9 protein-coding genes are annotated in these 11930 nt (G+C 72.8%); 8 read left to right on the forward strand and 1 reads right to left on the reverse strand.

Going from position 1 to position 11930, the window contains the following annotated elements; translation table 11 throughout:
• Window positions 1–2350: 2350 nt before the first annotated feature.
• The 6 genes from ACLQ27_RS23475 (at window position 2351) to mltG (ending at window position 8397) form a co-directional block, all read left to right on the forward strand.
• A complete protein-coding gene (locus ACLQ27_RS23475) occupies window positions 2351–3043 on the forward strand; it encodes a hypothetical protein (RefSeq protein ID WP_234588149.1) in 693 nt (230 codons plus the stop codon).
• 148 nt (window positions 3044–3191) lie between these two features.
• On the forward strand, window positions 3192–3656 hold the full coding sequence (locus ACLQ27_RS23480) for a DUF948 domain-containing protein (RefSeq protein ID WP_234588104.1): 465 nt from the start codon (window positions 3192–3194) through the stop codon (window positions 3654–3656).
• A gap of 29 nt (window positions 3657–3685) precedes the next feature.
• Window positions 3686–3991, forward strand: a complete 306-nt coding sequence (locus ACLQ27_RS23485) for a hypothetical protein (RefSeq protein WP_357497670.1) — start codon at window positions 3686–3688, stop codon at window positions 3989–3991.
• Window positions 3988–6666, forward strand: a complete 2679-nt coding sequence (alaS, locus tag ACLQ27_RS23490; protein ID WP_357497672.1) for an alanine--tRNA ligase — start codon at window positions 3988–3990, stop codon at window positions 6664–6666. Before ACLQ27_RS23485 ends, alaS begins: the two co-directional genes overlap by 4 nt.
• Before the next feature lie 73 nt (window positions 6667–6739).
• Window positions 6740–7198: a Holliday junction resolvase RuvX gene (ruvX, locus tag ACLQ27_RS23495; RefSeq protein ID WP_425868618.1), complete on the forward strand. Its 459-nt coding sequence runs from the start codon at window positions 6740–6742 to the stop codon at window positions 7196–7198.
• Complete coding sequence (mltG, locus tag ACLQ27_RS23500; protein ID WP_357575910.1) at window positions 7198–8397, forward strand: endolytic transglycosylase MltG; 1200 nt, start codon at window positions 7198–7200, stop codon at window positions 8395–8397. Before ruvX ends, mltG begins: the two co-directional genes overlap by 1 nt.
• 87 nt (window positions 8398–8484) lie before the next feature.
• Here mltG and ACLQ27_RS23505 read toward each other — a convergent pair whose 3' ends face one another.
• Window positions 8485–8976, reverse strand: a complete 492-nt coding sequence (locus ACLQ27_RS23505) for a peptidoglycan-binding domain-containing protein (RefSeq protein WP_234588109.1) — start codon at window positions 8974–8976, stop codon at window positions 8485–8487.
• Between the two features lie 154 nt (window positions 8977–9130).
• Here ACLQ27_RS23505 and ACLQ27_RS23510 point away from each other — a divergent pair, with 154 nt between their 5' ends.
• Entirely contained in the window at window positions 9131–9979 is an 849-nt protein-coding gene (locus tag ACLQ27_RS23510) for a shikimate dehydrogenase (RefSeq protein WP_425868621.1), read from the forward strand.
• 98 nt (window positions 9980–10077) lie between these two features.
• The gene (locus ACLQ27_RS23515; protein ID WP_425868623.1) at window positions 10078–11784 is read left to right on the forward strand and encodes a glycosyl hydrolase; all 1707 of its coding nucleotides are present in this window, start codon (window positions 10078–10080) and stop codon (window positions 11782–11784) included.
• Window positions 11785–11930 lie beyond the last annotated feature (146 nt).

Here is an 11930-nt window from a genome sequence, read left to right on the forward strand (position 1 = left end):
GGCACCCGCCGAGCCCGGGCCGCCGCGCACGGGCGCGTCGCCGCCGCCGGACGCGCCGCCCGGCCCACGCCGTCCAGACGCGGAGGCCGCCGGAACGCGCCGCCCCGTGGACGGCCCCTGGCCGGGCGAGGCGCCCCCGCCGGGTCGCCTCATGGACGCCCGCCCGCCCGCCGAGCGCGAGCATCCCGGCCGCCCACCCGCCGACCGCTCCCGGCCCGCCGTGCCGGCCGCGGGCCAGCCGGCGGCGCGTGGCGCCCAGCCGGTTCCCGGCACCGGCCCCCGCGCCGCCGCGCCACCCCTCGCGCCGCAGTCGGCTCGCCCGGCCGGCGGTGACGCGGCGAGCCCTCCGGGGCCCCGCCCGACCACCGGCGCTCCGGTCCGACCGCGTCCGACAGTGGGACCGTCCGGCCCGCCCGCAGGGCCGGCGGCTGCGGGCCCTGCGGCCGGCCACCGCCCGGATGCCGTCGCCCCGACCGGGCGGGCGGAAGCGATGCCGCCGCTGCGCCGGCAGGACGCCGTGCCGCCGGGCCGCCGACCCGGGCCCGACCCGACCGATGGCGGCCGGCCGCTGACCGGTGACGGTCTGGCCGGCGGCCGACGTACGACCGGCCCCGTTCCCGATCCGGCGCGACCCACCGGGCCACCCGCCGCGCCCGGCCCCGCCCGGTTCGACGGGCCACCCGCCGCGCCCGGCCCCGCCCGGTTCGACGGGCCGCCGCCCGGCGTCGCGCCGCAGGTCGCGGACGGGCTGCGAGCCGACCCCGCGATCGACAACGACCCGCGGACGGCCCGGCGTCGTCCCGGCCCGGTCGACCCGGGAGCGCCGGAGCCCTCCGGCCAGGCCCGCCCGGCCGGGGGCGGTCGCCGCCGTGCCGCCGAGCCGGACGCGCCGGTGGTGCCCCGATCGGGCAATGCCCCACCGATGCCGGAGGCGTCCACCGGACCCATCAGCGCCGGGCCCATCAGCGCCGGGTCCGCCAGCGCCGGGCCGGCCAGCGCCGGGTCCGCCAGCGTCACGTCCACCGACGGCACCGGCCGCCGTCGAGCGGTCCCCGACGACCAGGGCCGACGCGCGCCGACCGGCGGTGAGCCGCGGGCGGACCGCCCGGACCGTCCGGAGCGCCCGGCCGACTGGCTGCGTCAGGCTGGCCGGCTGCCGCACACCGACCCCGGCCTGCCGGTGGTCAACCGCCGCGGTGGCGATGCGCAGGCCCCGAGCGCCAACCGGCCCGTCGGCCACCGCACCGCCCCGCCGCCCGCCGGTGATCTGACCGATCGCTCCGGTGGCCCACTCGCCGTGCCCGATCCCGCCGCGGAACGCGCCGCCGGCCGTCGTCCCGTCGGGCCACCGGCCGACCCGGGCGCGGACGCTCCCACCGGTCGCCGGGCCGTCCGGCCCGGTGGGTCGGAGCCCACCGGAGAGCAGCCGAGCGGTCCCGTGCCCCATCCGCCGGTCGCCGGTGAGCGGCCCGTCGGTCGTCGAGCCGGTGCCGGGTCCGCCGCGGATCCGATCAACCGACGCCGCCGCCCGCCGGCGGAGTCCGGCCCCGACGGATCCACCGGTCGTCCGGGACCGGCCGACGACCCGTATGCCGGCCCCGCCGACGGCGGGCGACAGGCGCCGGTGCGGGGCGCCCGCTCCGCCCCGCCCGGGGGCCGGGCCCGACTCGCGCCCGGCGAGGCGCCGGTCTCCGGCGCCGGTCGCCGTGGTCCCGACGGTCCGCCCCGTCCCGGCGCAGGCACGCCCGAGCGGGGTGCCGCTCGCCCCGACGGCCCGGCTCGCGCCGCCGTCCCGCCGGGCGCCGGTCCGGACGGTCCGCCCCGCCCCCGGCCCGAGGGCTCGGCTCGCGCCGCCGTGCCGCCAGGCGCCGGCCCGGATGCTCCGGCCCGGCCCGCCGGTCCGCCGGGCGTCGATCCGGCGCGTCCCGCTCGTGCGGCGGTACGCCCCGGCGTCGGCCCGGACGCCCCTGCCCGCCCCGGCTCGGCCCGACCACGCCCGGACGGCCCGGCCCGTGCGGCAGTCCCGCCGGGCGCCGGTCCGGACGGTCCGGCTCGCGCCGCCGTCCGCCCACCGGGCGTCGGGCAGCCGCCTGTCGGCGACGACCGGGCCGGCTCCGAGCACGCCGGCCCCGGATCACCAGTGGCCGCGCGTGCTGCCGCCCCGCGACCTGCGGACCGTGCCGCGGGTCGTGCCCTGCCGCCGCCCCGCGAGGCTGGCCGGCCCGAGCCCAGCGGTGTCGCCCCCGTGCCACCGGCCGGCCGGCCCGGCGAGCCCGCCGGTGTGGCCCGCGCCGCCGTCGTGGTGCCCGCCGCGACGGCGCCGGTCGCCGAACCGACCGACGGGCCCGCGCTGCGCGCGGCCGGTCAGGACGCGTCCGACGACGACGCCCCGGGTGCCCGTTCCGAGGTACGCCGGCAGTCACGCGAACGACGCCGGCTGCGGGTGGCCGTCCTGGCGCTGGTCAGCGTCGTGCTGCTCGGCGCGGTACCGCTCTTCTTCGGCGTCCGGACGCTGAGCCGGGACCCGGTCTTCGACAACCTGGACCAGCTCGGCGTGCCCGCGTGGGCCGCGACGAAGACTGTCGACGACGTCAGCGGCAGCCGCTGGTGTCTGCTCGACTGCCGGCTGCGCGAGCGCACCGTCACCTCGCAGAAGTCGCCGGAGGAGACGGCGAAGGTCTACGAGGCCGCGCTGCGCGAGGACGGCTGGCAGCCGTGGAAGGTCAGTCGCTGCCCGGAGCAGGAGACCAAGGGCAGCTACACGTGCTGGCGTCAGGACGAGTTGACCCTCGACCTGTGGGTACGGGCGCCGGCCTGCGTACCGCCACCGGTCGACGGGGAGCCGGCGATCGTGCCGTCTCCGGAGCCGTCGGCCGCTGCGGGAGACTGCGCCGGCTCGTTGGTGTCGGTGAAGGTGCGCAACGCGATCGACGACGAGCGGACCAGGCCGCAGCCCAGCACCGATCCGTCACTGACCGGAGAGGATCCGTTCCCGACGGTCAGCGGGGATCCGCTGAGCGACGTGACACCCTCACCGTCCTGAGCCGCGCTCCATCACGGACGGTAGGGTCTGGGGCTGGCGGGCCCGCCCGTGCCCGGCGACCGGTGACGGCTCGGTGGGTCCGGTGGGCACCAGGTTGTGCGTTCCGGGGACGTCGGGTCCGGCGGAAATCTGCTTGAGGAGGAGACGCGTGGGCGACTTTGGAGAGGTCGCGGCGCTGATCGCGGCGTGCGCGTTCGCGGTGCTGGTGCTGATCCTGACGCTGCCGATCCTGCGGCTGCGGCACACGGTGGACGCCACCACGCGAATGATCAACGACCTCAACGATCGGACGGCGCCGCTGCTCGGCGACGTGAACACCACGGTGAAGAACGTCAACGTCGCCCTGGAGCAGGTGCAGACGTCGCTCGACGGCGTGAACCTGCAGCTGGCGAAGGTCGACACGATGACCAGCCACGCCCAGAACGTCACCGCCAACGTCGCGAACCTGGCCACCGTGGTCTCCGCCGCGGCCGCGAACCCGCTGGTCAAGGTGGCCGCGTTCGGCTACGGCGTGCGCAAGGCGGCTGCCGGCCGTCGGCACGCCGAGACCGAGCGTGAGGTGCGCGACACCATCAAGCAGCAGCGGCGGGCCGCCCGGCGCGGCAACCGCTGACCGGCCGGGCCAGCAGGAGGTAGCAAGACATGAGGCGGTTGTTCTGGCTCGGCATCGGCGTGGCCGTCGGCGTGATCGTGGTCCGCAAGGCGACCCGGACCGCGCAGGCGTACACCCCGGCCGGCATCGCCAGCACGTTGTCGGAATCCGCTGGCGGCCTGGTGGAATCGCTGCGTAGCTTCGTGGAGGACGTCCGGGTCGGGATGGCCGAGCGCGAGCAGGAGATCCACCAGGCGTTCGCCCAGGGCGAGGCGTTCGACGACCAGTTCGCCGAGCTGCGGGAAGACCCGCGGATCGGCGATCGAGACATTTTTCCGGAGGAACACCAGCGATGAAGACGGCGGAGATCAAGCGGCGGTACCTCGCGCACTTCGAGGCGAACGGCCACGCCGTGGTGCCGTCCGCTCCGCTGCCCGCCATCAGCGACCCGAACCTGCTGTTCGTCAACGCGGGCATGGTGCAGTTCGTGCCCTACTTCCTGGGCCAGCAGACCCCGCCGTACCGGCGGGCGGTGAGCGTGCAGAAGTGCATCCGTACCCCGGACATCGACGAGGTCGGCAAGACCAGCCGGCACGGCACGTTCTTCCAGATGAACGGCAACTTCTCCTTCGGCGACTACTTCAAGGCGGGCGCGATCCCGCTGGCGTGGGAGCTGTCCACGAAGCCGATCGCCGAGGGTGGTTACGGGCTGGATCCGGAGCGGATCTGGCCGACGATCTACCTCGACGACGACGAGGCGTACGAGATCTGGCGCTCGGTGGGTGTGCCGCCCGAGCGGATCGTCCGCCGGGGCAAGGCGGACAACTTCTGGTCGATGGGCATTCCCGGGCCGTGCGGTCCGTCGTCGGAGCTGTTCTACGACCGGGGCCCGGAGTACGGCCGTGAGGGCGGCCCGGCGGTCGACGAGGACCGGTACATGGAGTACTGGAACCTCGTGTTCATGCAGTTCGAGCGCGGTCCGGGCACCACCAAGGAGGACTACCCGATCCTGGGTGACCTGCCGGCGCAGAACATCGACACCGGCATGGGCCTGGAGCGGATGGCGTCGATCCTGCAGGGCGTCGACAACCTCTACGAGATCGACGAGGTCCGGCCGATCCTCGCCCGTGCGGCCGAGCTGACCGGCAAGCGCTACGGCGCGCACTCCGGGCACGTGGCCAGCGAGTCGCACCCGGACGACGTCCGGCTGCGCGTGGTCGCCGACCACGTACGGACCGCGCTGATGCTGATCGGCGACGGCGTGACCCCGAGCAACGAGGGCCGCGGCTACGTGCTGCGCCGGATCATGCGCCGGGCGATCCGGTCGATCCGACTGCTCGGGTGGCAGGACCGGGCGCTGCCCGAGCTGCTGCCGGTCGCGCGGGACTGCATGGCGCCGTCGTACCCGGAGCTGGCGACCGACTTCGACCGGATCGCGCAGTACGCGTACGCCGAGGAGGAAGCCTTCCTGTCGACGCTGCGTGCCGGGACGACGATCCTGGACACGGCGATCGCCGAGACCCGCACGGCGGGCGGCACGGCGCTGTCCGGCGCGAAGGCGTTCCAGCTGCACGACACGTACGGCTTCCCGATCGACCTGACCCTGGAGATCGCTGCCGAGCAGGGCCTCAGTGTCGACGACGAGGGCTTCCGGCGGCTGATGGCCGACCAGCGGACCCGGGCGAAGGCGGACGCGCAGGCCCGCAAGACGGGGCACACCGACGTGTCGGCGTACCGGTCGGTGCTCGACGCCGGTGGCCCGGTGACGTTCACCGGCTACAGCGAGGTGGCCCGCGAGTCGCGGGTGCGCGCGCTGCTGGGCGCCGACGGTCCGCGCCAGGCGGCGACCGAGGGTGAGACCGTCGAGTTGGTGCTGGACACGACCCCGTTCTACGCCGAGGGCGGTGGCCAGCAGCCCGACCACGGCGTCATCACGGTCGGCGACGGTCAGGTCGAGGTGCTCGACGTGCAGCAGCCGGTGCCCGGCCTGATCGTGCACCGGGCCCGGGTCATCCGGGGTGAGGTGCACCCGGGCGACACCGGCTACGCCGAGATCGACACCACCCGTCGGCGGGCGATCTCCCGGTCGCACACGGCCACCCACCTCGTGCACCAGACCATGCGCAACTTCCTCGGCGAGTCGGCCACCCAGGCGGGTTCGCTGAACGCGCCGGGCCGGCTGCGGTTCGACTTCAACACCCCGACGGGTGTGTCGCCGACAGTTCTGCGGGACGTGGAGCAGCAGGTCAACGAGGTGCTCCTGGCCGACCTTGAGGTGCACGCCTTCATCACCTCGCTGGACGAGGCGCGGCGGATCGGCGCGATGGCGCTGTTCGGCGAGAAGTACGGCGAGGAGGTGCGGGTCGTCGAGGTCGGCGACTACGCCCGCGAGCTGTGCGGCGGCACGCACGTGGCCCGCTCGGCCCAGCTCGGCCTCGTGAAGATCCTCTCCGAGTCGTCGATCGGTTCCGGTGTCCGCCGGGTCGAGGCGCTGGTGGGCATGGACGCCTTCGGCTTCCTGGCCAGGGAGCACCTGCTGGTCTCCCGGCTGGCCGAGCTGTACCGGGTGCCGAACGACCAGGTCGCCGACCGGGTGGAGCAGACGGTCACCCAGCTGCGGGACGCGGAGAAGGAGTTGGAGAAGCTGCGCGCCCAGCTGGTGCTGGGCGGGGCGGGGGCGCTCGCCGCGCAGGCCAAGGATGTGCGCGGGGTGGCGTACGTGGGCACCGAGGCGCCGGAGGGCGCGGCCGGTAACGACGTACGGACCCTGGCGCAGGAGATTCGCGGCAAGATCGATCCGGCGCGGCCGGCGGTGGTCGCGGTGGCGGCCCGCGCGAACGGCAAGGCGTCGCTCGTGGTGGCGGTCAACGCGGCCGCCCGCAGTCGGGGCCTGGCCGCCTCTGACCTGGTGAAGGCGGCGTTCTCCGGGCGCGGCGGGGGCAGCCCCGACCTGGCCCAGGGTGGCGGCCTGCCGGCGGCCGAGGCGCCGAACCTGCTGCTCACCGTCGAGAAGGCGATCACCGAGGCGTGATGGACGGTCATCGTCGACCAGGGCGGACCGATCGGTCCGCCCTGGTTCGTCGACAGGCGAGGGGTGACCGTCGGTGAGCGGCTTCACACGCGGCGTTCGCATCGGCGTGGACGTCGGTCAGGTGCGGGTCGGGGTGTCCCGCTCGGATCCGGACGGGGTGCTGGCGACGCCGCTGGTCACCCTCGCCCGCGATCTCACCGCCGCCCCGGACACGGTGCCGAGCGACATTGCCCAGCTCGCGGCGCTGGTGGCCGAACATGAAGCGGTAGGCGTCGTCGTCGGCCTTCCGGTCAATCTGGCCGGCAGACACGGCCCCGCGGCGGTCGGAGTGAAGGCGTACGCTGACCGACTGGTCGATGTGATAGCGCCCGTACCGGTAACGCTTACCGACGAGAGGATGTCGACCGTGGTCGCTTCTCGTAGGCTTGCCGAACGTGGCGTCCGAGGTAAACGTCAACGTGCGGTTGTCGACCAGGCGGCCGCGGTGGAGATCCTGCAGAGCTGGCTGGACGCGCAGCGGAGGCGGACGTAATGATCGACGATCTGGATCTTGGGTTTGACGAGCCGGAGCGGGGTGAGAAGGGCCGGCACCGGCGCGGCTTCGTCCGTAAACGCAATGGCGGCTCCAGCTCCGGGGGGCGCGGCAAGACATTCCTCGCGCTGCTGATGGCCCTGCTCCTGTTGGGCGGCATTGGTGGCGGCGCGTTCTACGGGTTCGACCGGATCCAGAACTACTTCGTCACACCCGACTACGACGGCAGCGGGTCCGGCGAGATCACCGTCGAGATCAAGAACGGCGCGCTGATCGCCGACATGGCCGACGCCCTGGTGGCCGCCGATGTGGTGAAGAGCCAGAAGGCGTTCATCGAGGCCGCCGAGGCCAACTCGCGCAGCAAGAACATCCAGCCGGGCACGTACAAGCTGCGCAAGCAGATGAGCGGCGCGAGCGCCGTGACGGCGATGCTCGACCTGAAGAACAAGATCGTCAACGGGCTGACCATCCCCGAGGGCCGCACCAGCAAGAACATCTACAAGCTGCTCTCCGAGAAGACCAAGATCCCGGTCAAGGAGTTCGAGGCCGCCGCGAAGGACCCGGAGGCGCTCGGCGTTCCGGACTGGTGGTTCAAGCGCGACGACGGCAAGAAGGTCGTCAAGTCCGTCGAGGGCTTCCTCTACCCGGACACGTACGAGATCCCGCCGAAGGCCACCGCCGAGAGCATCCTCAAGCTCATGGTGGACAACTTCCTCTCGGTGACCGGCGAGATGAAGTTCGCCGACCGGGTGCAGAAGGAGCGCAAGGTCAGCCCGTACGAGGCGCTGATCGTGGCGTCACTCGCGCAGGCCGAGGCCGGTAACAAGGACGACCTCGGCAAGGTCGCCCGGGTGGCCTACAACCGGGCGTACGGCGAGTTCCCGTGCAACTGCCTGGAGATGGACGTCACGGTGAACTACTACCTGGAGTCGATCGGCAAGCCGACGAAGTCGTCCAAGCAGATGACGGCTGCCGAGTTGGACGACCCGAAGAACCCGTACAACCGCAAGCTGCCCGGCATGATCCCCACCCCGATCAACAACCCGGGGAAGCAGGCCCTGGAAGGGGCGATGGACACGCCGGTGGGTAAGTGGCTCTATTTCGTGGCGATCGACAAGCAGGGCCACTCGGCCTTCGCCGAGACGTATCCCGAGCACCAGCGCAACGAGGCCAAGGCCCGCGAGGCCGGCATCATCTGACGATTTCCCGACCGCGAAAGGCTCCCTTCCCGATGCGGGGAAGGGAGCCTTTTCGTCAGCCCGGAAACACCATTTACGGTGCCGTTGTCAGTGGCTGGTGCCGGTCCACGAACCGGTGCGCGGGTTGAGGAACGTCCACACCCCGTTGCTGTTCTGCTTGCGCAGCGCGAACGTGCGGTTGTATCCGTAGTAGAAGTACCCGGTCTGGGTGCTGGTGTCGTAGCCGGTGTTGCGGTTGACCGCACCGTACGCCTTGCCCCAGGTCTGCGGGCCGACCGACCCGTCGACGCCGATGTTCATCACGTCCTGCCAGGTCCTGGTCTTGGCGGCGGTGTTGGAGCCGTACTCGCCGTCGATGAAGCTGGTGCCGACGGTGCCGCTGAGGTCGTCGGCCCAGATGATGGCCTGCCAGAGCCGCACGATGTTGCCGGCGCGCACACACGAGCTGGACGCGCACAGTTCGTGGTTGTCCGACCAGCTGCCGGCCGCGCTGTCCGCACGCGCGGGTGCGGCGGCCAGCAACGACATGCTGAAGGCCGCGGCAATCGCGATGAGGACGCGCAGAATCCGTTTGTTCATTGTTCCCCCCTGTTTCCGATCGATCGTCCTGCGCCGAATGCTTTCACCGACGTCGATGGAACGTCAAGCGAACATCGTGGGCGCGGTCGGCGGCGGGTGGTGCGGTGATCGGTGCGGTGGGTAGGGTCGAGGCGACGTGTACGGGGGGCGGGACATGACGCGGACCGTGGTGGCCCGTCGGGCGGCGGTGCTCGGCAAGCCCATCGCGCACTCCCTCTCGCCGGTGATCCACACCGCCGGCTACGCCGCCGCCGGGCTGACCGGGTGGTCGTACACCCGAATCGAGTGCGCGGCCGCGGAGCTGCCGGCCCTGGTCGCCGACCTGGGCCCGGAGTGGGCCGGGTTGTCGGTGACCATGCCGGGCAAGGAGGCGGCGCTCGCCGTGGCCGACGCCGCGTCGCCGGTCGCCGTCGCCGTCGGCGCGGCCAACACGTTGGTACGCCGTCCGGACGGCTCCTGGTACGCGGACAACACCGACGTCGGCGGCATGGTCGAGGTGCTCACCGAGGCCGGGGTGCTGCCCGGCGCGGCCCTGACCGTCCTCGGCGCGGGGGGAACGGCCCGCGCCGCGCTGGCCGCCGCCGCGCGACTGGCGTGCTCGTCGGTGACGGTGGTGGCCCGCCGGCCCGAGGCGGTCGACGAGCTGCGCCCGGTGGCCGACGCCCTCGACGTGGCGCTGGCGGCTGGCGCCTGGGCCGACGCGCCCCGGCACCTGGCCGTCGCCGACGTGGTCGTCTCCACGGTGCCCAAGGGCGTCGCCGACCCGCTCGCAGACGTGGTGACGTGGCGGCCGGGTGCTGTGTGTTTCGACGCGCTGTACGACCCGTGGCCGACACCGCTGGCCGCGTCCGCGCGTGCGGCAGGTCTGCGCGTGGTGTCCGGACTGGACCTGCTGCTGGCGCAGGCGGTCGGCCAGTTCGAGCAGTTCACCGGCGTTGCCGCGCCGGTCGGGGCGATGCGGGAGGCGCTGGTGGCGGCCCGCCGGAGCGCCTTTCTTAGCTGACGGTTAAGACGCGCTTACGGGAAACTGTCCTGCACACGACATGCCCTGGTCGTCGATACGCTGCTCTCGGTTATCGCAGCAGACACAGGGAGTTCTCCTTGACCAGGCATGGACTGCACCGCATCACCCGGCTCCGCAACGGCCCCCGGCGCAAGGCGATCGCCGTCGGCGTGGTCGGCGGTGCGGTGGTGGCCGGCATCGTGGCGACAATGATGCCGCTGCTGGCCAGCGACGACCTGTCGATCCGCGCGGTGGCGGACACCACCGCGACGATGGTGTCGCAGGACGGCGACAACGCCACCAAGGGAACCCTCGCGACGTGTCCGGCGCGCTGCGACGGCAACCCGCGCGGCGGCCGGGAGGCGGTCGTCGAGTTCGCGGTGACCACTCTCCCCGCCGCCGCCGTCAACGTCCGGGCGACGCTGCGCATGCACGCCTGGCAGCAGTTCGCCGCCACGGTGACCGCGCACGCCTCATCGGTGAGCGCCCGCGAGGCGCGACCGGTCCCGGTGCAGGTGGGGACCGGCTTGGACACCGTGACCGGTGTGGCCAAGGGCATCAACGAGTGGGACGTCTCCAAACTGGTCACCGGAAACGGCACCTGGACGGTGTCGCTCGCCCAGACCGGTCTGGAGACCCGTGTCTACTGGGCGTCGGTCGAGAACCGCAATCCCGATCTGCGTCCCAGCCTGGTGATCAGCTACGACCTCGGCAGCGGACCCACGTCGGCGCCGACCACCAAGCCGGCACCGCCGCCCTCGCCGACCGTCGCGCCGACCACCGCCGCGCCCCGGCCCACGCCGACTGTCGCGCCGACCCGTACGCCGACCCCGACGCAGAGCCCCACCCTCCCGTCCGGCAAGTGCGGCCAGGTGTCCGACACGCTCGTGCCCTCCTGCGGCGCCTGGTGGGGGATGTACTCACCCGCCAACGCGGGCAGCGGCTGGGACCACGGCAAGGCGATCACCGACGTCGAGGCGCAGGTCGGGCGCAAGTTCGACATCGTGCACCGCTACCACGACTTCTCCAACGCCGGCAGCAACGGCGCCTTCCCCGACGCGTACGAGGCCCAGCAGATGCGCGAGGGCCGGCTGATGTTCTTCGCGTGGGAGTCCCGCGACTTCTCCGCCGGCACCACGCTGAAGTGGTCCGACATCTACGGTGGCCGGCAGGACGCCACGATCGACGCGGTCGCCGGTCGCATCCGCGACGCCAAGGTGCCGGTGTTCATGGGCTTCGACCACGAGCCGGAGGACGAGCCGGGCAAGGGCAGCGACGCCGACTTCGTCCGGGCCTGGAAGTACGTGTACGAGCGGTTCGCCAAGGCCGGCGCGGACAACGCCGTCTGGGTCTGGACGATGATGGGCTGGTCGGGGCACTACTCCCGGTACGCCGGCCTCTACCCCGGTGACCGGTACGTCGACTGGGTGGCCTACGACCCGTACAACTTCCACGTCTGCAACGGCAGCACCGTGTGGAAGAGCCCGAGCACCACTGTGGACGGCTTCTACCGCTGGCTCGACGAGAACGGCATCGGGGCCGGCAAGCCGCGGATGCTCGCCGAGTTCGGCACGAACTTCGACGCCAAGGACCCGGGTGCCAAGCAGCGCTGGTTCCAGGAGTTCCCGGCGGCTCTGAAGGCGCACCCGAAGATCAAGGCCGCCATCTACTTCAACTCGCCGGGCATGACCACCCGCACGGCGACCTGTGACATGACGATGAACCACGACGCCTCCTCGGTGGCCGGCTTCACCCAGGCCGGCAAGGACGCGTACCTTCGGCAGCCCACCGGAGGCAGCCGCTGACGAGATGACGACACCGTGACGACACGCGCCGTTCATCGAGGAGCAGCCATCTGATCCTCCGGCGTTCTGTCGGCTAGCAGATTCATGCACCGCCCAATCGGCGGATGCGCCTACCAGGCTGGGCGAGGCACGCTACCTCGGGTTCT

Source organism: Micromonospora sp. DT63 (assembly GCF_049841615.1).
Lineage (GTDB): Bacteria > Actinomycetota > Actinomycetes > Mycobacteriales > Micromonosporaceae > Micromonospora.

Bases quoted from the DNA above. Each gene is read 5' to 3' on its own strand.
- ACLQ27_RS23510 (WP_425868621.1), top strand. From the start codon at position 9,131: ATGACGCGGACCGTGGTGGCCCGTCGGGCGGCGGTGCTCGGCAAGCCC.
- mltG (WP_357575910.1), top strand. From the start codon at position 7,198: ATGATCGACGATCTGGATCTTGGGTTTGACGAGCCGGAGCGGGGTGAG.
- ACLQ27_RS23485 (WP_357497670.1), top strand. From the start codon at position 3,686: ATGAGGCGGTTGTTCTGGCTCGGCATCGGCGTGGCCGTCGGCGTGATC.
- alaS (WP_357497672.1), top strand. From the start codon at position 3,988: ATGAAGACGGCGGAGATCAAGCGGCGGTACCTCGCGCACTTCGAGGCG.
- ACLQ27_RS23505 (WP_234588109.1), bottom strand. From the start codon at position 8,976: ATGAACAAACGGATTCTGCGCGTCCTCATCGCGATTGCCGCGGCCTTC.